At 64.0% G+C, this 19,424-nt stretch carries 19 protein-coding genes; 10 read left to right on the top strand and 9 right to left on the bottom strand.

Going from position 1 to position 19,424, the window contains the following annotated elements; all coding sequences use genetic code 11:
* Positions 1 to 193: 193 nt before the first annotated feature.
* Together BGP00_RS23110 and BGP00_RS23105 are read right to left on the bottom strand one after the other, a co-directional pair.
* Positions 194 to 2,377: a molybdopterin cofactor-binding domain-containing protein gene (locus BGP00_RS23110; RefSeq protein WP_292691856.1), complete on the bottom strand. Its 2,184-nt coding sequence runs from the start codon at positions 2,375 to 2,377 to the stop codon at positions 194 to 196.
* Complete coding sequence (locus BGP00_RS23105) at positions 2,374 to 2,862, bottom strand: (2Fe-2S)-binding protein (protein ID WP_292691854.1); 489 nt, start codon at positions 2,860 to 2,862, stop codon at positions 2,374 to 2,376. The genes BGP00_RS23110 and BGP00_RS23105 overlap by 4 nt, the downstream gene beginning before the upstream one ends.
* Before the next feature lie 138 nt (positions 2,863 to 3,000).
* Between BGP00_RS23105 and BGP00_RS23100 the strand changes: the two genes are divergently transcribed.
* The 7 genes from BGP00_RS23100 to BGP00_RS23070 all read left to right on the top strand — a co-directional run bounded on the left by BGP00_RS23100 (position 3,001) and on the right by BGP00_RS23070 (position 8,510).
* Positions 3,001 to 3,669, top strand: coding sequence for a TetR family transcriptional regulator (locus BGP00_RS23100; protein ID WP_168602205.1), 669 nt, complete (start codon positions 3,001 to 3,003; stop codon positions 3,667 to 3,669).
* A gap of 69 nt (positions 3,670 to 3,738) precedes the next feature.
* On the top strand, positions 3,739 to 4,956 hold the full coding sequence (locus BGP00_RS23095) for an MFS transporter (protein ID WP_292691851.1): 1,218 nt from the start codon (positions 3,739 to 3,741) through the stop codon (positions 4,954 to 4,956).
* Between the two features lie 37 nt (positions 4,957 to 4,993).
* The gene (locus tag BGP00_RS23090; RefSeq protein ID WP_292923496.1) at positions 4,994 to 6,241 is read left to right on the top strand and encodes an amine dehydrogenase large subunit; all 1,248 of its coding nucleotides are present in this window, start codon (positions 4,994 to 4,996) and stop codon (positions 6,239 to 6,241) included.
* On the top strand, positions 6,241 to 6,816 hold the full coding sequence (locus tag BGP00_RS23085) for a MauE/DoxX family redox-associated membrane protein (protein WP_292691848.1): 576 nt from the start codon (positions 6,241 to 6,243) through the stop codon (positions 6,814 to 6,816). The genes BGP00_RS23090 and BGP00_RS23085 overlap by 1 nt, the downstream gene beginning before the upstream one ends.
* A 4-nt stretch (positions 6,817 to 6,820) precedes the next feature.
* Positions 6,821 to 7,420 (top strand): methylamine utilization protein MauD, encoded by a 600-nt coding sequence (locus tag BGP00_RS23080; protein WP_292691846.1) that lies wholly within the window; start codon positions 6,821 to 6,823, stop codon positions 7,418 to 7,420.
* A gap of 32 nt (positions 7,421 to 7,452) precedes the next feature.
* Positions 7,453 to 7,995 (top strand): methylamine dehydrogenase light chain, encoded by a 543-nt coding sequence (locus BGP00_RS23075; RefSeq protein ID WP_292691844.1) that lies wholly within the window; start codon positions 7,453 to 7,455, stop codon positions 7,993 to 7,995.
* 2 nt (positions 7,996 to 7,997) lie between these two features.
* Positions 7,998 to 8,510, top strand: coding sequence for a cytochrome C (locus BGP00_RS23070; RefSeq protein ID WP_292691842.1), 513 nt, complete (start codon positions 7,998 to 8,000; stop codon positions 8,508 to 8,510).
* A gap of 227 nt (positions 8,511 to 8,737) precedes the next feature.
* Here the strand turns inward: BGP00_RS23070 and BGP00_RS23065 are convergent, their stop codons facing one another.
* From BGP00_RS23065 to BGP00_RS23050, 4 genes are all read right to left on the bottom strand, one after another.
* Positions 8,738 to 9,754: an inorganic phosphate transporter gene (locus BGP00_RS23065; protein WP_292925897.1), complete on the bottom strand. Its 1,017-nt coding sequence runs from the start codon at positions 9,752 to 9,754 to the stop codon at positions 8,738 to 8,740.
* Positions 9,755 to 9,769: 15 nt separating this feature from the next.
* Entirely contained in the window at positions 9,770 to 10,912 is a 1,143-nt protein-coding gene (locus tag BGP00_RS23060) for a DUF47 family protein (protein WP_292691838.1), read from the bottom strand.
* A gap of 70 nt (positions 10,913 to 10,982) precedes the next feature.
* A complete protein-coding gene (locus tag BGP00_RS23055; RefSeq protein ID WP_168602212.1) occupies positions 10,983 to 11,360 on the bottom strand; it encodes a LysR family transcriptional regulator in 378 nt (125 codons plus the stop codon).
* Positions 11,361 to 11,409: 49 nt separating this feature from the next.
* A complete protein-coding gene (locus BGP00_RS23050; protein ID WP_292691836.1) occupies positions 11,410 to 12,969 on the bottom strand; it encodes a CHAD domain-containing protein in 1,560 nt (519 codons plus the stop codon).
* A gap of 147 nt (positions 12,970 to 13,116) precedes the next feature.
* On the opposite strand from BGP00_RS23050, the gene BGP00_RS23045 reads away from it, so the two are divergent.
* Together BGP00_RS23045 and BGP00_RS23040 are read left to right on the top strand one after the other, a co-directional pair.
* On the top strand, positions 13,117 to 14,664 hold the full coding sequence (locus BGP00_RS23045; RefSeq protein ID WP_292691834.1) for a bifunctional aminoglycoside phosphotransferase/ATP-binding protein: 1,548 nt from the start codon (positions 13,117 to 13,119) through the stop codon (positions 14,662 to 14,664).
* Positions 14,665 to 14,715: 51 nt separating this feature from the next.
* Positions 14,716 to 15,609 (top strand): tetratricopeptide repeat protein, encoded by an 894-nt coding sequence (locus BGP00_RS23040; protein WP_292691832.1) that lies wholly within the window; start codon positions 14,716 to 14,718, stop codon positions 15,607 to 15,609.
* Positions 15,610 to 15,621: 12 nt separating this feature from the next.
* Here BGP00_RS23040 and BGP00_RS23035 read toward each other — a convergent pair whose 3' ends face one another.
* The 3 genes from BGP00_RS23035 to BGP00_RS23025 all read right to left on the bottom strand — a co-directional run bounded on the left by BGP00_RS23035 (position 15,622) and on the right by BGP00_RS23025 (position 18,973).
* Complete coding sequence (locus BGP00_RS23035; protein ID WP_292691829.1) at positions 15,622 to 16,659, bottom strand: sigma-54 dependent transcriptional regulator; 1,038 nt, start codon at positions 16,657 to 16,659, stop codon at positions 15,622 to 15,624.
* Between the two features lie 288 nt (positions 16,660 to 16,947).
* On the bottom strand, positions 16,948 to 17,853 hold the full coding sequence (gene rpoH, locus BGP00_RS23030; protein ID WP_168602217.1) for an RNA polymerase sigma factor RpoH: 906 nt from the start codon (positions 17,851 to 17,853) through the stop codon (positions 16,948 to 16,950).
* Positions 17,854 to 17,899: 46 nt separating this feature from the next.
* Positions 17,900 to 18,973 (bottom strand): RluA family pseudouridine synthase, encoded by a 1,074-nt coding sequence (locus BGP00_RS23025; protein WP_292691828.1) that lies wholly within the window; start codon positions 18,971 to 18,973, stop codon positions 17,900 to 17,902.
* Positions 18,974 to 18,989: 16 nt separating this feature from the next.
* Between BGP00_RS23025 and BGP00_RS23020 the strand changes: the two genes are divergently transcribed.
* Positions 18,990 to 19,385, top strand: coding sequence for a M67 family metallopeptidase (locus BGP00_RS23020; protein WP_168602218.1), 396 nt, complete (start codon positions 18,990 to 18,992; stop codon positions 19,383 to 19,385).
* Positions 19,386 to 19,424: the final 39 nt, after the last annotated feature.

Below are 19,424 nucleotides of genomic sequence, written 5' to 3'. Positions count from 1 at the left end.
TTAAATTCCCCCCAAGCTGGAATCTGATGCCATGAATCGGTGGCTTCGGGGAGAAGATTGGACAGGCGTCAAAAATCCTTCAAGCGCCTTTTTGCCTTATACGCAATTTGGCGCAAACAGCGCGGCTCCATGATAGAAAAACCCGCCCCCTGCCGTGCAAGGAGCGGGTTTTATCGCGCATTTCGGGTGTTTTTTAGGCCAGTTTCAGCGGCAATTGGCGCAGCCTTTGTCCGGTTGCGGCAAAGATCGCATTGGCCAGTGCCGGGATCACCGGGGGCAGCGAGGGTTCGCCAAGCCCGGTGGGCGGATAATCGGTTTTCAGGAATTGCACTGCGATTTCGCGCGGCACCTGTTCGATGCGGATCAGGGGGAAGTCGCCAAAGCTTTCGGCTTGCACCACACCCTTCACCTGCTCGATCTTCTGCTCGACCATGCCTTGGCCGAGCCCCTCGTTGACCGCGCCCTGCACCTGATGGCGCGCATTGATCGGGTTGATGATCTGGCTGCCGATGTCGCCGCAGGCCCAGACCTTGTCCACCCGCACATTATTGCCCTCGGTGATGGTGATATCGACCACCTCGGCAAAATAGCCGCGATGGCTGAAATAGAAGCCGAAGCCGCGCCCGCGCTTCTCACCCTTGGGGCCGGGGGGCAGCTTGCCGCCCTGCCAATTCGCCATCTTGCACACGCCTTCGATCACCGCGCGCGCGCGGCCCGAATGAAGCACCGGCCGCCCCGGCACCACCGCCAGATCGCGCGGGGCCCCCAGCGTGCGGCGCATCAGTTCGGGCAGGTCGATCCCGGCAGCCTGCGCAATCTCGTCCATAAAGCTTTGATAGACAAAGGACACCGCATTGGATGTTGGCGCGCGTAGCCAGCCTGTCGCCAGATTGGTGGGCAGATAGGTGATGCCGATTTCGGAATCGGCCATCACATTGACCGGGAATTCAAACGGGCTCATTTCCGCAGCGCGGATCGGTTTACCATCCTTGCCAAAGCTGACGAAATGATCGCGGAAGGCCACCAGATCGCCCTTGGCGTCCAGCCCCGCCGTGAAGCGGTGCCAGCCTGCGGGGCGGTAATAATCGTGGCGCAGATCATCAGTGCGATCGAACAGGATCTTGACCGGTTTGCCCGGCAGAGCCTTGGCCACCTGCGCCACCATCACCATGTAATCATTGATGAGCCGCCGCCCAAAGCCGCCGCCGATGCGGGTCTGGTGGATGGTGATGTCCTCGCCCTTGATGCCCAGCATGGCGGCGGTGTCGTTGCGGCCATTGTTCGGGGCCTGACTGGGCGCCCAGATCTCCAGCTTGCCATCGGCCCAGCGGCCCGTGCAATTCTGCGGCTCCAGCGTGCCATGGGCCAGGAAGGGGTAGGAGTAATCCGCCGTAATGGTCTTGGCCGCGCCCGCCAGAGCCTTGGCCACATCACCATTCTTGGCATGGGCAATCTGCGGCCCGGCGGCAAAGGCGGCGGCTGCGCCCTTGTCATAAGCCTCGGTGGAAAAGCCCTGCTGCGCGGCATCGTCCCACGTTACCTTGACGGCCTCGCGCGCATTTTTGGCCGTCCACCAACTGTCGGCCACCACGACCAGCGTATCGAATTTGCCCGGCGCGACCGAATTGCTGTTCACCGGCACCACCGCGATTACGCCCTTGCGCTTCAGCGCCGCGCCTGCGTCATGGGTCGCGATGGTGGCGCCATGGGCCGGGGCCTTGATGATCGCGCCATGAATCAGGCCGGGCATGTCCACATCAATGCCGAAAAGCGGCTTGCCCTGCGTGATCGCCACAGTGTCGACGCCGATCTTGGACTGACCGATGATGGAAAAGCGCGAGGGATCTTTGAGCGCCACCTTGGCCAGATCGGGGGCCGTTTCGCCCGCCGCGCCCCGCGCAAAGGCGGCATAGGGCGCGGTCCTGCCCGAGGCCGCATGGGAAACCTTGCCCGCCGCCGTGGTCAGACTGGCGGCGTCCACGCCCCATTCTTTTGCCGCCGCGCTCAGGATCATCGCCCGCGCCGCCGCGCCCACCTGCCGCATGGGCAGCCAGTTGTTGGGCGTCGAATTCGACCCGCCCGCACTTTGCACGCCATAGATCTTGTCATTGGCCAGCGTGGGCTCGATCACCACCTGATCCCAGCTCAGATCCAGCTCTTCTGCGATCAGCATGGGCAGCATGGTGCGGATGCCCTGACCGATCTCGGGGTTCTTCGATCCGATGGTCACCTTATTATCCGCCCCGATGCGGATGAAGGCGTTGAGCGGCACCGCGCCGGGCGTATCCGCCAAGGCAATCCGCGCCTCAAACGCCAAGGCGCCTGCGCCCGCCAGAGAAGCGGCCATGAAGCCGCGGCGATCGATAACAGCGCTCATGCCGCATCTCCCGTCACATCGGCCAATCCGGCCGCTTTCCTGATCGCGCGGCGGATGCGCAGATAGGTGGCGCATCGGCACAGGTTGCCGTTCATGCCCGCGTCGATTTCCTCATCGCTCGGCTTGGGATTGGCCATCAACAGGGCCGTGGCTGAAAGAATCTGTCCGCCCTGACAATATCCGCATTGCGGCACGTCGATCTCGCGCCACATGTCCACCAGTTTGGCCCCCTGCGGCAGGGCGGTCGCGCCTTCGATCGTGGTGATCTTATGCCCCGCCGCCGCCGACACCGGCGTCTGGCAAGAGCGCACCGCCTGTCCATCGAGCAGTACCGTGCAGGCCCCGCAAAGCCCTTGCCCACAGCCGAACTTGGTGCCCGGCATCTTCAATTCCTCGCGCAGCACCCAGAGCAGCGGCTTGTCCGCATCGGTCGTCACGCTGACCGGCTTGCGGTTGATCGTAAGGGCGAATTTTCCTTGGCTCACGTTTGCGGGCTCCTGATGGGAACATAGGGGCAGACCGGCCGATACTGGACGCGCTTCAAGATTCCGTCAAGCCGCGTGCCGGGGACAGTTGCCATAAGCGCAAGCCGGTGGCATGGCGCCGCGAGGAGAAGAAGCCCCATGGACCTATCGGAAGACCTCGTCACCACCGCGCGCCCCGGCACCTATTCGCGCGGGACAGAGACGGTGGACGCGATTTTGAAAGCGGCGCTCGGCGTGCTGATCGACGAGGGTGCGGCGGCCTTCACCATCCGGCGGATTGCGGCGGCCTGCGGGATGAAGGTGGGCAATGTCTCCTATCATTTTCCGCGCAAGGAAATGCTGGTTCAGGTGCTGCTCGATGAATTGCTGGCCTCCTATGAAAAGGTGCTGGAGGACCGCGTGCGCCAGCCCGACCTGACCACGGAGGAGCGGCTGCGGCTGCTGATCGTGATTTGTCTCGAGGATATTGCGGGCAAGCGGACCACGCGGCTGTTCACCGAACTGTGGGCGCTGGCCAATCACAATGATTTCATCGCCGATCGCGTGCGGGGCTTCTATCAGCGGGTGCATGATTTCATCGGTGAATATGTCGCCGCGCTCAACCCCGCGCTGACCAGCGAGGAAGTGGCCATCGTCTCGCTCTATATCAGCGCCAGCATGGAGGGATCGACGCCCTTCCTTGGCTTTGAAAAGCCATGGGCCGACCGGATGCCCGCCTATACGTCAATTGCCGTGCATGGGCTGGTTACACTTGCCAAAACGATCACTTCGCGAGAGATTGCCGGAATGACAAGCCAGACGGCCTGAGCCGTCGGCGCCTTCTGACGCAGGACACCGGTCTGCCGCGATGGTCGCGGCGGGCAAAGGGGGCTGTTTATGCGTCGGATTTTGCTTGCAGAGCAGGATGGCTGGGCATCGGGGCTGGGCTGGGGGCGTGCGCGCGGTTGCGCCTTGCCGGCGGCGGCGGTGCTGGGGTGCCTGCAACCGGCGATTGACCCGGTGTTTCTCACGCTGCTCTCGCGGGCCACGCCTTTGCCCGCCGCCGATCATGGCTGGGTGGTGGGCATGACCCAAAGCGCTTCGGCGCTGGCGGCAATGATGGTGTGGTGGCTGGGGCCAAGGATGCCGATGCGTGCTGTGCTGGCGCTGGCGCTGGGCGCGATGGCGGCGGGTCTGCTGACGCCGCTGGCGCAGGGGCTGGCCGGATTGCTGGCGCTGCGCGGGATCTATGGGCTGGGAATGGGGGCGATCTATGCCCGCGCGATGGGGGGCTTTGCCGCGGCGCGGCCCACTGGCGCCTATGCCATTGTTCTGCTGGTGCAATTGATGCTGGCCACTTTGGTCTCTCTGGCGCTGCCCGATCTGGCCGCGAGGATCGGGGCGGGGCGGGCGCTGGGGCTGCTGGCGCTGGTGCCGCTGGCGGCGGCGATGGCGCTGGCATGCGCGCGGGAAGGGGGCGCCGCGCGCCTCGCGCCTTTGGGGCAGAGCGCCACACCGCGCGCGGGCTGGGCGTTGGCGCTGGCCAATTTCTGGTTCATCTGCGCCACGATGATGGTGTGGAGCCTGTGCGGCGCGCTGGCGGTGCAGGCGGGGCACAGCGAAGGGCTGATCGGGCGCGCGGTGGCGATCGGTTCGCTGGCCGGGGCGGCTACGGCGATTGCGGTGATGCGCGAGCGGCTGCGCGTGCCGCTGCCGGTCACGGCCTGCCTGGTGGGCGCGGCCCTGCTGGCGCCGCTGGTGTTGACGCGGCCGGGCGCGGGGACGGGCTTCGTGCTGGCGATGGTCCTGCTCAATATCGGATCGACCGCGATCATCATCCGCTGCTCGGGTCTGGCCAGCGCTCTGGGTCTCGATCCGCGCTTTCGTGTCTTCGTCGCCGCCACGCACAATCTGGGGATGAGCGCGGGCCCGGCGCTGGGTTCGGGGTTGGTTTGGGTGATGCCCAATGGCGGATTGCTGCTGGGCGCGGGGCTGGCGGTGCTGGCCGGGGTGGGGGCGGCTGTGATAGGCTGGCGGGGTTTACGCCATTGTGCGCATTGGCCAATGTCGCGCCCGGTTTTCGCAAGGTCGGGCCATCAGAAGGGGCTTGATTAATTCTGGACACTCGTCCAGCCTTGCCCTGTCTGAACGCATGATCGGTTCCGCAGGGGGATGGACCATCGCCTTGGCCTGTTTTTGCCGCCATTATGCCGCTTTCAAGGAGGGTTCCGGCCAGATGTCTCGCCACACTTCGCAAGCTTTCACCCTTCGCGCCGCTGCTGTGCTGATTGGGACCGTGCTGGCCTCTGGCGCGCAGGCCGCCGTGCCCACCGAGCCGGAAACCCCCAATGTCGCTACGCTGGCCTCGCCCAATCCGGGCTGGTTCTATGTGCGCGGCGGGTTTGACACGGCGGGCACCCAGATCGTGGACAGCGCCACCGGCAAGATGGTGGGTATGATCGATACCAGCCGCACATCGGATATGGCGGTCGATCCGGCGGGCAAGTTCTATTACGTGTCCGAAACGATCTGGAGCAAGGGCAACCGGGGGACGCGGCAGGATCTGCTTTCGATCTATGACGCCAACAGTTTGAAACTGCAGACCGAAGTGCCTTTTCCGGGCCGCCTGATTATCGGCGCGCAGGTCAATAATTTCGCGATCTCGCCCGATGGCAAGAGCGCCTATATCTTCAATCTGACGCCTGCCGCCTCGGTCAATATCGTCGATCTGGCCAAGCGCAAATTTGCCCGCAATGTCGAATTGCCGGGCTGCGCCGGGCTGATGCCGATTGCCGAAGGGCTGGTGTCGGTCTGTTCGGATGGTTCGTTGGCCTCGCTCAATCTGTCGGGCGGCAAGGCGGAGATTACCCGCAGTGCGCCTTTCTTTTCGGCCACCAATGACCCGGTGTTTGACGCCTACAATTATTCGGTCAAGCGCAAGGAGGCGGTGTTCCTCAGCTATACCGGGCTGATCTATACGGCGAAAATCGGGTTGAAACCGGAAATCGCCGCGCCCTTTTCCATTCAGGCCGCCGCTGGCCTGCGCCCCGGCGAGACCAAACCGATCGACGTCAACTGGCTGCCCGGTGGGCGGCAATTGACCGCATGGCATCATGCCAGCAACCACCTCTATGTGCTGATGCACATCGGCGAATTCTGGACCCAGAAAGATCCGGGCGAGGAGATCTGGGACGTGGACCTGTCGGCCAAGAAGGTGGTCAAGCGCTTCCCGCTGGAAGATCACGTCGACAATATCGAGGTGACGCAGGGGGACAAACCCAAGCTCTTCGTCAATACCGGCAAGAATGACGGCTATATTCTCGATCTGGCGACATGGACGCTGGGGCCGAAAATCGGCGCGATCGGCGGCGGGGTTATCGCCACGGTCGAGGCCCCGTGATGGCGGCGCTGCTGGCCACTTTGCTGCTGGGCTTTGGCGTCGGGGCGGGGTTGATCTTTGCCTTTGCCGGGCTGAGCCATTGGCGGCATCGGCGTTTGCTGGTCGGGGTTGTCGGCAATTATCGCCTGTTGCCCGATGGCCTGATCGCTCCGGTGGCGGGGCTGTTGCCGTGGAGCGAAATGGCGGTTGGGCTGGCTCTGGTGCTGGCGCCATTGGCGGCTGGGGTTGGGCGCGGGGGCGCGCTGGCGGGGGGCGGGCTGTTGTTGCTCTTCGGCTGGGCGATGGCGGTCAATCTGCGGCGCGGGCGCGGCTTTATCGATTGCGGCTGCGGTCATGACACCTTGCGCCAACCGCTTAGCTGGGCGCTGGTGGCGCGCAATGTGGTGCTGGCGCTGCCCTTGCTGGCTTTGGCCGCGATGGGCCCGGTTTTGCCCGATGGCATGGCGCTGATCGCCGCGATGGTGGCGGGGCTGGCGGTGTGGCTGGGTTATCATCTGTTCAATGCCTTGGCGGCGCTGCAATCCAGCCCGCTTTCGGCCAGTCTGCATCCCATTCGGCTTCCCACTCGGAGATAGAGGCATGATCCTTTCGCTGGTCATTTCACAGGTTGTTTCGTGGCTGGTCATTGCCGGGCTGGTGGTGGCGCTGCTGGCGCTGGCGCGGCAGGTGGGCGTTTTGCATATGCGGGTGGCGCCGGCGGGCGCGCTGACCACGGCGGGCGGGCCTGCGGTGGGTTCGGGCAGCCCGGTGATCGAGGCCAATGATCTGAACGGTCGCCATGTCCATATCGGCGGCCCGGCCAAGGATAAGCCGCTGCGCCTGCTGATGTTCGTGTCGGCCATGTGCCCTTTGTGCAAGGGGCTGATCCCGGTAGCCAAGAGCTTTGCGCGGGATGAGCGGCTCGACCTGACCTTCATCGGCGACGATGATGCGGCGACCCAGCGCAAGCTGATCGCGCAGCAGGGACTGGAAGGCTACACTTTCGTCAATGGGCCGGATGTGGGTCAGGCCTTTGCCGTGGGCAAGCTGCCGTATGCGGTGCTGATGGATGCCGATGGGGTCGTGCTTTCCAAGGGGCTGGTCAACAGCCGCGAGCATCTCGAAAGCCTGATTATCGCCCAGGAAATGGGCGTGAAGAGCGTGCAGGACTATATCGCCTCGCTCAAGGTCGTCGGCTGAGGGCTATTTCATTTTTCTACGGGGGTTTGCCGATGAAACTGTTCAATCCCGATGTCGCCGCCGAAAAGCTGCTGCGCCGCTTTGCTGGGGGCACATCGCGCCGGGGGATGCTGGCGCGGCTGGGCGGGGCGCTGGTGGCCGCGCCTGTGTTCCCGCTGCTGCCGGTCAGCCGCGCCGGGGCCGCCAAGCCCGACCGCAGCCCCGAGGCCAAGACCGCCTTTGCCCGCAAGGCGCAGACGGTCGATGACACGAAATGCGATTACTGGCGCTATTGCGCGATCGACGGGGCGCTGTGCTCATGCTGCGGCGGGGGCATCCACACCTGTCCGCCGGGTGCGGAATCCTCGCCGGTGTCATGGGTGGGCACCTGTATGAACCCCGAGGACGGCAAGGCCTATATGATCGCCTATCGCGATTGCTGCGGCAAGCCGATGTGCACCCAGTGCATGTGCGACAATCAGGACCGCGAGACGCCGCTTTACGTGCCTCAGCTCAACAATAACATCATCTGGTGTTTCGGTACGCAGAGCATGGAGTATCACTGCTCGACCGCGGTGATGGTGGGGCCGGTCTGAGGATGAAACCGGCGCGGTGGATCGGGGCGGGGGCGTTGTTGGCGCTGCCTTGGCTGGCGGCGTCGGTGTCGGCACAGCCTGATTCTCTGAAAGGCATGAACGATCCCGAACTGGCTCGGTCCGACTTTATCGAGCATTGCGGCGGATGTCATGGGCCGGACGGGCGTTCGGCGCCTGCGGCCCTGCCCGAATTGCGGGGCAGGGTGGGCTGGCTGATGTGTACGCCCGCCTCGCGGGCCTATCTGCTGCGCCTGCCCAATATCGCGCACAGTCGGATCAGCGATAATGCCGAGCTGGCTGATATGCTCAACTATATGGTGTTCGTGGTGGGCGGGGACAGCGCCCCGGTGGGCACCCGTCCCTTTACCGCCGAGGAAGTAACTCGCGAAAGGGCGCATCCTTTGATCTCCGGCTCGCTGACGGCGGAGCGGGCGCGGCATGTGGGCGAGGCGATCCGGCAGTGTCATGCGCCGGTTTCGTTGCGGTTGAATTATCCCGGTGAGAAGAAGGGGTAAGTTTTGCCTCCGGCGGGCAAAGGGACTTGTCCCTTTGCAATCCCGGTAATGGGGTGATGCCTTGGTTCATAGGGCTGGTTTATTCGGAATATAATAAAGCCTGCGACGCTCTTGATTGGCGTCGCAGGCTTTATAATTTCGAGCGGTGCGTCCGACACCAAAGGCCGAACCTGAAGTAAAGGGAGCGCGAGGGGCTAGACCCTCGCATCAACCCTTTAACTTTCCGATCAGAGCGCCCGATCGATCAGCACCGCGATTTCATAGAAAGCCGCACCGACAATCGCAGCGGCCGGAATAGTCACCAGCCATGCCACAACCAGACGCTGCGCCACGCCCCAGCGTACCGCGCTGGTGCGCTTGGCCGCGCCCACGCCCATGATGCAGCCGGTGATCGTGTGCGTCGTCGAAACCGGGATACCGAAAGCGGTGGCGCCGAACAGCAGCAGCGATCCGCCCATCGAGGCGCAGAAGCCCTGATGATGCGACAGCTTGGTGATGCGGCTGCCCATCGTTTCGATGATCTTCCACCCGCCCGACAGCGTGCCCAGACCCATGGCGACATAGCAGCCGATAACGACCCAGCCCGGCACCGCAAAGTCGCCCTTGAGCAGGCCCTGCGAATAGAGGAGCACCGTGATGATGCCCATCGTCTTTTGCGCGTCATTGGCGCCGTGCCCGATCGAATAGGCCGCCGAGGACAGGATGTGCAGCTTCTTGAACACGCCTTCCGCACTCTTGGCAGTGGCCTTCATGAAGATCCACGAGGTGATCATCATCAGCATCATCGCCGCCATCATGCCCAGCAGCGGCGCCAGAGCGATGAAGGAGGTGGTCTTGATGATGCCCGACCACACGACGGCATTGGTGCCCGCATGCATCACGCCCGAACCGACCAGCCCGCCCACCAGCGCATGGCTGGACGAGGAGGGGATCCCCTTGACCCAGGTGAACACATTCCACGCCATCGCGCCGACCAGAGCGCCGAAGATGACATGGGGCGTCACGACATCCTTGTCGATGATGCCCTTGCCCACCGTTTCGGCCACTTTCAGGCCGAACATCCAATAGGCGGCAAAGTTGAAGAAGGCGGCGAAAAGCACCGCCTGCACCGGCGTCAACAGCTTGGTCGAAACCACCGTCGCGATGGTATTGGCCGCGTCATGCAGGCCGTTGATGAAGTCGAATGCCAGCGCCAGCGCCACAAGGGCGATGACCAAAGGCAGGGCCACGATAACATGGTCCATGATCTGCGCGCCCCCTTAGGCGTGGTCGATCACGAGACCGTCGATCTCGTTGGCGACGTCCTCGAAACGGTCCACCACCTTTTCGAGGTGCATGTAGATTTCGCGCTGGATGAAGAAGGTCAGCGGATCGGCCTTGCCATACAGCTTGAAGGTCTTTTTCAAGCCCTTGGCATGGATTTCGTCCGAATGGCCTTCCATCTCGACGATGCGGCCGGTCAGCTCGTGCAGGCGGGCGGCATTGCCGTGAATATCGCGCAGCAGCGGCATGGCTTCGGCCAGCAGGCGTGAACAATCGACAATGATCGCGGCCATGTCGCGCATTTCCTGCTCGAATTCGGTCACTTCATACAGGCTGACCGCGCCGGCGGTCTTCTGCATCTGGTCAATCGAATCGTCGAGCGAACCGATCAGGCTGGTGATCGCGCTGCGGTCGAACGGGGTCAGGAACGTCTTGCGCACGGTGGTGAGCACTTCGCGCGTGATATTGTCGGCCTCTTCCTCGCGCTCGACAATCTCGCGGACATGCTGATCCATGCCCGATCCGCCCTGAAGCAGGCGGGCCAAAGCATCGCTGCCTGCGGCTACTGTGGCAACATGGGCTTCAAACAGCGCGAAGAAATTGCCCTGCTTGGGGAGCAGCGCCTGAAACCAGTGAAACATTCGAACAGTTTCCCTCATCAGTGCCAGATTGCGGCCCACGATTGGCTTGCCGGACGAATCGGCAAAGTCGGATGGCCGAAACCGGACCATCAGTGCGCGCAGTTCTGGCTCATCAACAAGGTCCGCCGCCGTTGCCAGCGGGAACCATTGCCGCGTCCGCTGCCCTGCTTCGGGCCATTCGTCAAGTTCGGTTGTTACGGCCAACGGAAAAACCCTCACGTCCACCAGGAGTGAGGCGCCCGACTTTAACTGTTTGCGATAGCGGTAATCGCCCAGAGGAGTGGGACAAACCGCGCCTTCCAGCCCTGCTTCCTCATACGCTTCCTGCGCAGCGGCGGCATGGGCGGCCAGACCCTTCATCGCATTGCCTTTGGGCAAAACCCAACGTCCGGTTCCCCGCGAGGTAACCATAAGGACCTCAACAGGCGAATCGGGCGAATCACCAACACGTCGATAGGGCAGGCTGGCGATCTGACGAATTGTCACTATCCTTGTCATGAAAATGAAACAATAGGGAATTTGCAGGCGTTCCGTTTAACCCGCAAACCTTGCCATACACAAGCGATCCCTATTGGTGTTCGCGCGGGATGGGCAAAAGCTGGGCCTTCAGAGTTTGCCATTCGGCGCCGCTTTCGACCATGGCTGCGCCCTTTTGCAGCGCGCGATAGGCGTCCAGCACCTTGCGCCCCGCCGCGCTGAGCCGCGCGCCCGAACGCGCCGCGCCATTGGGCATGGTTTCGACCAGAGGAGAGGCCCAGCACCGGTTCATCGCATCCACCAGCAGCCATGCCCGGCGATAGCTCATGTCCATCGCGCGTCCGGCGGCCGAAATCGACCCGGTGGCGTCAATCGCATCGAGCAGATCGGCCTTGCCCGGCCCCATGGCGATTTCGTTCCCGCTCATCACGCGGATCGCGATTTTCAGGCGCAGGCCGGACTCGCTCATGACACTCCCTCTATGCGACCCTTATAAATATGCTGGCCCGGTTAGACCGTTACAGCGCTTCCCACCAGCCCGCATGTGCCTTTTCCAGCGCCAGCCCGTCGCGAGCCTGCTCGATAGCCTGCGCGCGCTCGACAGCGGGCAGGGCCATGGCCTCGTCGAGCTGCGCTTGCAACGCCAGCGCCTCGCCTCGCGGCAGATCCAGCAGGCGCGCGATGGCCATACCCGCCTGCATCGCGCTGGCCTGATCCTGTATCCGGCCCAGCGCACCCTGGACCTGTTCGAGCGCATCCTGGTGCGCGCGGGCGGTCCGGCTCTTGTCGAGCGGCTGAAAGAAGCCTGCCGAATAGCGCAGCTTTTTCACATCCTTGCGCAGTTCATGCAGATCCCGGTCGCTCATCCCGGCCAGACGTTTGCGCATGCCCCGGATCGCGCTTCGCTGGCGTTCTATCATCGCCGCGGCCAAGGGCTCGACCGCCGCCCCCGCCAGCGGCGAGGCCAGATATTCCCCATCCTCCAGCCAGAGCGCCAATTGCAGCCAGAGCCGCTGAAACCGGGGCTGGCTCAGGCCCTCGCGCGCGCTTTGCGTTGCGGCGGCCTGTGCACGCAGCAGCGCTTCGGGCGGATGTTTGATGCTTTGGGCCAGCACATGCAGATCGCGCGCCGGGGCCAGCAATGTCGCCGCGTCGCGCAATTCCTGCCGCAATGCGCGCGCCTGAGGATCGAGCGCCAGCAGGTCCTTGCCAAACAGCGAGAGCGCCGCGCGCAGCCGCCGGATCGCTACCCGCAATTGATGGACCGCTCCCGGATCTCCATGCGCGATCACCAGTCCCAGATTGCCCACGGCATGGGCCAACACATTCCACCCTATCGTCTGAAACGCGCGGGCCAGGCTCATGCCCCGCGTCAGGGCAACCGGCGCGGCGGACACGGCCTGTGGCATACGCCCTTTGGCCAGCGCCTGCGCGCGATGCGCCTTGGTGCGGATAGACCAGCCCAGATCCGGCCCCAGCGGCAATTCCAGCGCCAGTTGCAACAGATCCGCCAGTCGTCCTTCGCACAATTCCAGCTCGATCTCGGCAATCGGTTGGGCGGGGCGCTCGCCTGCGCGGATCTCGCCGGTGTCAAAGGCCACTTCGATCAGAGCCTTACCCCGGCGCAGCAGCCTTGTCTCGCGCTCCACCGCCAGTTCGGCATAGGGCAGCAGGCGCGCGCCGCGCCGCATCTGATCCAGCGCCAGGGCGGCGGGGGCCGGAAAGGCGGCCGGATCGGGACCCTGCGCATCGGCGCGAAGGGGCTGGTTCCATTCGCTGCGCTGCATCTGGCTCTTGCGGCCCAGCGCGATCTTCAGCGTCTGTTCGCAACCCTTGGCCCGCCGCCTGACGCGCAGACTGGCCTTGCCCGCCGCCAGCGCGCCATCCAGCGTGTCGAAATAGGTCGTGCGCAGGCTCTCGCATTGGGGCTCGCCCTGCAAGGCGGGGTGAAGGCGCAGGCTTTCCAGCATCGCCTCGCCTGCGGCCAGCTTGATTTCCACCTCCTCGGGCCCATGATCGGGCAAGGCATCGAGCGCGGGCTTTCGCAAGGTTGACTCAACAGCGCCAATCTCGTTCATGCGCGACTTTCTTCGCTGGGCGGGACCATAAGGCGCTATCCATAGCATCGCGCGCCCGCGCGATCCAGCCAGCCTTGTTGACGAGGCGCATGACGTGCCATCATCTGTTATGCAATAGATTGAGCACAAGGCATAAAGGCGCATCCCATGGCCATGGATCACAGCGAGCAGGACCAGAGCGCGACCATCGCCTTTCTCTCCGCCCCCGGTGTCGAGCGGATCGACACGCATGGAGCGATGATCTTTCTTGGCCCGGACACCGTTTACAAGCTGAAGCGGGCGGTCGATCTGGGCTATCTCGATTTCTCCACGCTGGCCCTGCGCGAGGCGGCGTGCCGGGCCGAACTGGCGCTCAACCGGCGCACGGCGCCTGATCTCTATTGCGGGCTGCGCGCGATCCGGCGGGGTGCGGACGGGGCGCCCGGCTGGGGGGATGAGGGCGAGGTGATCGACTGGGTGGTCGTCATGTGCCGCTTTCCCGCGCAGGATCTGTTGACGCAAGTGGCCGCGCGCGGGGCGTTGAGCCAGCCTTTGCTGATCGCTCTGGCCGATGGTGTGGCCGATTTTCATGGCAAGGCGCAGGTCCTGTTCGATGCCGACGGCGCGGCGCGGATGCGCGAGGTGATTGTCGGCAACACCCGCTCCTTTGCCGCTATCGCGCCCGATCTGCTGCCCCCCGACAAGGTGGCCCATTTACAGGCGCAAAGTCTTGAGGCGCTGGCGCAGGTGGCTGATCTGCTTGATGCGCGGGCGCGGGAGGGCAAGGTGCGCCATGGTCATGGCGATCTGCATCTGGCCAATATCTGCCTGTGGCAGGGGCGGCCCGTGCCCTTCGACTGCCTCGAATTCAGCGCCGAACTGGCAACGACCGACCTGCTTTACGATCTGGCCTTTCTGCTGATGGACCTGTGGCACAAGGGCTATGCGCAGGCGGCCAATCTTGTCGCCAATCGCTATGCCGACCGGATGGGCGAAGAGGATGGCTGGCCCGCGCTGCCGCTGTTCCTGTCGGTGCGGGCGGCGATCCGGGCGCATGTGGGGGCGGCCACGGCGGCGCGGCTGAGCGGGGCGGCGCGCGAGGAAAAGGCGGGCGAGGCGCTTGCCTATCTCGATGCGGCGCTTGAATTTCTGCGGCCCGGTGCTGCGGGGCTGATCGCGGTGGGCGGACTGTCGGGTACGGGCAAATCGACGCTGGCCGGGGCGCTGGCCTATCGCATCGGCGCGGCGCCGGGCGCGCGTTGGCTGCGCTCCGATGTGATCCGCAAGAGTTTGGCGGGTGTGGCTCCTGAGGATCGCCTGCCGAGCGAAACCTATACCAGAGAGGCCAGCGAGCAGGTCTATGCCGCGATGGTCGAGCGGGCCGGGGCGATGCTGGCGCGGGGATGGCCGGTGGTGGCCGATGCGGTCTTTGCCGCGCCGGATGAGCGCGCCGCCATCGCGGACGCGGCCCATGCCGCCGATGCGCCCTTTCTGGGCCTGTGGCTGACGGCTGATGGCGCGACGATGCAGCGGCGCGTTGCGGCGCGCCGGGGCGATGCCTCGGATGCCGATGCCGCCGTGGTCACGCGCCAGATGGCCTATGATTGCGGCGATCTGTCGGATTGGTGCGTCCTTGCGGCGGATGGTTCGCGCGATGCGGTGGTCCAACAGGCGCTGGAGGCGGCACAGGGCCTGTTCATCTTGCAAAAGCCATAAGGCGCACCAGATCACATTGCGGCGTGGCCTGCGTCATATGGAGTGAGGAAGATGAAGAAGTCTGCCCTGTGGCTTTTGGCCCCTGTGGCCCTGATGATGGTGTCGGCGCCGGTCATGGCCGCCGAACCCAGCGTGCGCGATGTCTATGCCACCGCCCGCGCGGGGCAGGTGGACAAGGCCGTGACCATGATGGACGAGGTGCTCAAGGCTCATCCAAACAGCGCCAAGGCCCATTATGTGCAGGCCGAACTGCTGGCCAAGCAGGGCAAGACGGCGGATGCGCGGGCGCAACTGGCGCAGGCCGAGAAGCTGGCGCCCGGCCTGCCGGGCATCCAGCCGCAATCGGTGGCCGCGCTCAAGTCGCAGCTTAACGGCGGGTCGGTGGGAAACGGCGCGGTCACGCGCAGTGAGGCGCCCCAGCCTGCGCAATCACGCGGGATTTCGTGGGTCGGCATTGTGCTGATCGGCGCGCTGGTATTTGGCGTGCTGGCTTTCTTTCGCCGCCGCAGCCGTCAGGCCGAGGTTTATAACGCGCCTTATGCTCCGCAGGGCGGCCCCGGTTACGGCGGGCAGGGCTATGGCAATCAGGGCTTTGGCGGCCCCGGTTACGGCGGGCAGGGCTATGGCAATCAGGGCTTTGGCGGCCCCGGCTATGGTGGTCCCGGCTATGGCGGCGGCTATCCCCAGCAGGGCGGCGGCATGGGTTCGTCGATCCTTGGCGGTCTGGCTACGGGCGCGGCGGCGGGTGCGGGCTTTGCCGCCGGTGAAAAGATCATCGACGGCATGTTCGGCGATCACAAGGACGAACAGCGCCGTCCGCTGCGCGAAGATAATTCGGGCTGGGATTCAGGCAATTCCAATCAGGACATGGGCGGCAATGACTTTGGCATTTCCGACGACAGTTCCTGGGATTCCTCCGATGACGGCAATGGCGGGGACTGGTAAACAGCCCCCGTGTCAGGCGCTGCGCTGGGCATCGTTCCAGCGTTCGCGCTTGCGGTAAAGCGTCGAGGGGCTGACCCCCAGAATGCGCGCGGCCCCCGGAAGGCTGCCATGCGCGGCCCGGATCGCTCCCTCGATCGCCAGCCTCTCGATCTGATCCAGTGTCAGCCCGGCCAGCGCCTTGAACAGCGCCTCGTGGTTGGCTTCGGTCGAGGCGGGCTGCTCCGCAGCGGTTTCCGCCGTTTGCGGCGTCTGACCCTGCGGAGCGGGCGGAATAGCGGGCAGCGCGCGCAGCGGCAGTTCCGGCCCGTCGAACAGCAGCACCGCGCGGCGGATCACATTCTGCAATTCCTGAAGATTGCCCGGCCAGGAATAGGCCTCCAGCGCGGCCAGATGTTCCGGACCGAGCGGGTCGAATTTCTTGCCCTGTTCGCGTGCGAAGCGGCGCAGGAAACTTTGCGCCAGCGCCTCGATATCGCCGCCGCGTTCGCGCAACGGGGGCAGTTCGAGCGGCACCACCGCCAGACGGTAATAGAGGTCCTCGCGGAATTTGCCCGAGGCCAGCTCGGCCAGCATGGGTTGGCTGCTCGAACAGATCAGGCGAACATCGACCAGCGTGCGCCCGGCCATCCCGCTTTGCAAAAAGCGCAGCAGCCGGCCCTGCAGCGGCAGGGGCAGCACGCTGACTTCATCCAGAAACAAGGTGCCGCGATCGGCGGCGCGCAGCGCGCAAGGCGGGCCGGACGGGGCGCTTTCGGAAGGGTCGCCAAAGATCCGCCGCTCGATCAGCTCGGGCGGCATCGCGTTGCAGGACACCGTGACAAAGGGCGCTGCCGAACGCGGCGATGCGCGGTGGATCGCTTCGGCACAGGCCTGTTTGCCGGTGCCGCTCTCGCCGGTGATGAAAATATTGGCCCGGCTCGCGGCCAGATATTTGATCTGCGAATAGACCTCACGCATGGCTGCGGAGCCCCCGATCAGACCATGCAGACCAGAGGTGGCATAAGCATCGGAAGGGTTTGCGCCATGCGAGGGGGGTATCTCGACGCCCATGGGGTTGATCCTTGCGAGTATGACAGGCGCAAGATTTCCCTAACGCCTTACCTAGTAAGAACGCATAGTATCTGGAATATCCCTAAGAAATTCCAAAGCCCGTCATCAAATCAACATATTAAATGGAGCAAGGGTCAAAAGTCGACCATTGGGCCCGCCCCGCGCCAGGGTGCGGGCCGCCCAAACACGGGCAAGGCAGCCTATCATGCCGCATTGCCTGTGTTTTCTCGATTTTCCGGGTGTGTCCTGGTGGGCGCGGGGCGGCCTTTTACCGCCCCGAAAGGCGGATCAGGCCGCCGCCACCAACATGCGTTCGCGCGCGATGCTCTGCATGGCTTTTTGCAGCTTTTCAAAGGCGCGCACCTCGATCTGGCGCACGCGTTCGCGGCTGACATTATAGGTCTGGCTCAATTCTTCCAACGTCTTGGGATCATCGGTCAGCCGCCGTTCGAACAGGATCGCCCGCTCGCGCTCGTTCAGACTGTCCATCGCCTCGGCCAGCAGGGCGTGGCGCCACTGGGCCTCTTCGGCATTGGCGACGGTTTCATCCTGCAGCGGCCCCGAATCGGCCAGCATATCCTGCCACTGGCCTTCGCCTTCCTCGTTGAAGGAGACATTGAGCGAAGCATCGCCGCCCATCATCATCCGGCGGTTCATGTTGACCACCTCGGCTTCGGACACGCCAAGGTCGGTGGCGATCTTCTTTACATCGTCGGGATGCAGGTCGGTGTCTTCAAAGGCGTCGATGTTCTTCTTCATCCGTCGCAGATTGAAGAACAGCTTCTTTTGCGCCGCCGTCGTGCCCATCTTGACCAACGACCAACTGCGCAGGATGAATTCCTGCATGCTGGCCTTGATCCACCACATCGCATAGGTGGCCAGACGGAACCCACGGTCGGGCTCGAATTTCTTGACGCCCTGCATCAACCCGATGTTGCCTTCGGAAATCAGCTCGCTGATCGGCAGGCCATAGCCGCGATAGCCCATCGCGATCTTGGCCACGAGGCGCAGGTGGCTGGTGACCAGTTGGCGCGCGGCATCAGGGTCCTGATGCTCGGCATAGCGCTTGGCCAGCATATATTCCTGTTCCGCCGTCAGCACGGGAAACTTGCGGATTTGCGAAAGGTAGCGGTTCAGCCCGTCCTCGCCGGAGGCAAGCGCCGGGACGGCGGGCAGATTGCTGTCTTGGGTCATGGCAGTCATCGTCCTTCAACTTGTCAGCACGCGCATTGACGGACCCTTAACAGGCATCCCTCGGCGGCGGCCACGGTGAGCCTTCCTTGCCGCCCGGCCCAATGGCACCGGATAGCAGGGAAGAGACCGGCTGGTCGGCATCAGAACCGCCCAACCGGTGTAAAAGTTCCCGCATGTCGGCGGGCAATCGGCTGGAAAAACGGATGGTTTCGCCAGTGACCGGGTGTAAAAAACCGAGAACCGCAGCATGCAACGCCTGACGCGCAAAGCCAAGCTCTGTCAGGATTGGTTTTTGCGATTTCTGTGATCGGGCGTAGACCGGATCGCCCAGAAGGGCATGGCCGATCGAGGCCATATGTACGCGGACCTGATGAGTGCGTCCGGTTTCGAGTCGGCATTCCACCAGCGCGGCACGATCGAGCGCTTCGAGCATGCGGAAATGGGTGATGGCATGTTTGCCGCGCCCTCCATCCTCCGGCATCCGCGCGCCTTCGGGCAAGAGCGCCATACGCTTACGGTCGGTCGGATGGCGGGCGATGACCCCGCGCAACGTACCATGTGTGGGATGAGGAATGCCTTGAGTCAGCGCCAGATAGGCCCGTTCGATGGAATGGTCGGCAAATTGCCGGGCCAGCCCTTCATGCGCCACATCCGATTTGGCCACCACCAGCAGGCCCGATGTGTCCTTGTCGATGCGATGGACGATGCCGGGGCGGGCCACCCCGCCGATGCCTGACAATTGCCCCGCACAATGATGCAGCAGCGCATTGACCAGCGTGCCGTCGGGGTTGCCCGCCGCGGGATGGACGACCAGCCCGGCGGGCTTGTCCACCACGATCAGGTGTTCATCCTCATACACCACGTCGAGCGGAATATCCTGCGCCACCGCATCAAGCGGCGCGGCCTCGGGCAGGGTGATGATGAAATGCGCGCCCGGGGCCACTTTCATCGAGGCCTGCGACACTTTGCGGCCATCCAGACTTACCCGGCCCTCGCCGATCAGCGCCTTGATTCGCTCACGCGAGAGGGCGGCCTCGGCCGGGCAGCTTTCCGCCAGCGCGCGGTCCAGCCGACCGCCGCCTGAAATTGCCCCTTGTACGATGCTTTCCCCCATGCTCATTCTTTTGCAAATGGGCATGGAAATTCACTTGGCAAGAGGAATAATCGCCGCGATCCGTGCAGAGGCGATGAATGCCCATCCGCATGAAGCCTGCGGATTGCTGCTGGGGCAGGGCGGCAAGGTGGCGCAAATCCGCCCCTGCGCCAATGTCGCGCCCGATCCGGCTCGTCATTTCGAGATCGATCCGGCCGCCTTGATCGCCGCTTTTCGCGCCGAACGGGCGGGGGGAGAGCAGGTGCTGGGTTATTACCATTCCCACCCCACCGGCGATGCCATGCCCAGCCGGACCGATGCCGCCATGGCCGCGCACGATGGCCGTATATGGGCGATTTGCGGGGGTAAAACGGTCAGTTGGTGGCGCGATGGGGCCAATGGATTTGAAGTGCTTTTCACACGCGAAGTTGAGGGTTAAGGGATGGGTAAAGGTGCTGTGCGACAGTCATGCACCATC

The organism is Novosphingobium sp. 63-713, assembly GCF_001898925.1.
In the GTDB taxonomy this organism is placed as follows: Bacteria; Pseudomonadota; Alphaproteobacteria; order Sphingomonadales; family Sphingomonadaceae; genus Novosphingobium.
The sequence above is the reverse complement of the archived record's forward strand: the minus strand, read 5'-3'. Positions and strand labels throughout refer to the sequence as shown.

What these genes read in the sequence shown, in the direction of transcription:
- BGP00_RS23110 (WP_292691856.1), bottom strand. Translation starts at nt 2,377, where the DNA reads ATGAGCGCTGTTATCGATCGCCGCGGCTTCATGGCCGCTTCTCTGGCG.
- BGP00_RS23100 (WP_168602205.1), top strand. Translation starts at nt 3,001, where the DNA reads ATGGACCTATCGGAAGACCTCGTCACCACCGCGCGCCCCGGCACCTAT.
- BGP00_RS23095 (WP_292691851.1), top strand. Translation starts at nt 3,739, where the DNA reads ATGCGTCGGATTTTGCTTGCAGAGCAGGATGGCTGGGCATCGGGGCTG.
- BGP00_RS23090 (WP_292923496.1), top strand. Translation starts at nt 4,994, where the DNA reads ATGATCGGTTCCGCAGGGGGATGGACCATCGCCTTGGCCTGTTTTTGC.
- BGP00_RS23085 (WP_292691848.1), top strand. Translation starts at nt 6,241, where the DNA reads ATGGCGGCGCTGCTGGCCACTTTGCTGCTGGGCTTTGGCGTCGGGGCG.
- BGP00_RS23080 (WP_292691846.1), top strand. Translation starts at nt 6,821, where the DNA reads ATGATCCTTTCGCTGGTCATTTCACAGGTTGTTTCGTGGCTGGTCATT.
- BGP00_RS23075 (WP_292691844.1), top strand. Translation starts at nt 7,453, where the DNA reads ATGAAACTGTTCAATCCCGATGTCGCCGCCGAAAAGCTGCTGCGCCGC.
- BGP00_RS23070 (WP_292691842.1), top strand. Translation starts at nt 7,998, where the DNA reads ATGAAACCGGCGCGGTGGATCGGGGCGGGGGCGTTGTTGGCGCTGCCT.
- BGP00_RS23065 (WP_292925897.1), bottom strand. Translation starts at nt 9,754, where the DNA reads ATGGACCATGTTATCGTGGCCCTGCCTTTGGTCATCGCCCTTGTGGCG.
- BGP00_RS23060 (WP_292691838.1), bottom strand. Translation starts at nt 10,912, where the DNA reads ATGACAAGGATAGTGACAATTCGTCAGATCGCCAGCCTGCCCTATCGA.
- BGP00_RS23055 (WP_168602212.1), bottom strand. Translation starts at nt 11,360, where the DNA reads ATGAGCGAGTCCGGCCTGCGCCTGAAAATCGCGATCCGCGTGATGAGC.
- BGP00_RS23050 (WP_292691836.1), bottom strand. Translation starts at nt 12,969, where the DNA reads ATGAACGAGATTGGCGCTGTTGAGTCAACCTTGCGAAAGCCCGCGCTC.
- BGP00_RS23045 (WP_292691834.1), top strand. Translation starts at nt 13,117, where the DNA reads ATGGCCATGGATCACAGCGAGCAGGACCAGAGCGCGACCATCGCCTTT.
- BGP00_RS23040 (WP_292691832.1), top strand. Translation starts at nt 14,716, where the DNA reads ATGAAGAAGTCTGCCCTGTGGCTTTTGGCCCCTGTGGCCCTGATGATG.
- BGP00_RS23035 (WP_292691829.1), bottom strand. Translation starts at nt 16,659, where the DNA reads ATGGGCGTCGAGATACCCCCCTCGCATGGCGCAAACCCTTCCGATGCT.
- rpoH (WP_168602217.1), bottom strand. Translation starts at nt 17,853, where the DNA reads ATGACCCAAGACAGCAATCTGCCCGCCGTCCCGGCGCTTGCCTCCGGC.
- BGP00_RS23025 (WP_292691828.1), bottom strand. Translation starts at nt 18,973, where the DNA reads ATGAGCATGGGGGAAAGCATCGTACAAGGGGCAATTTCAGGCGGCGGT.
- BGP00_RS23020 (WP_168602218.1), top strand. Translation starts at nt 18,990, where the DNA reads ATGGAAATTCACTTGGCAAGAGGAATAATCGCCGCGATCCGTGCAGAG.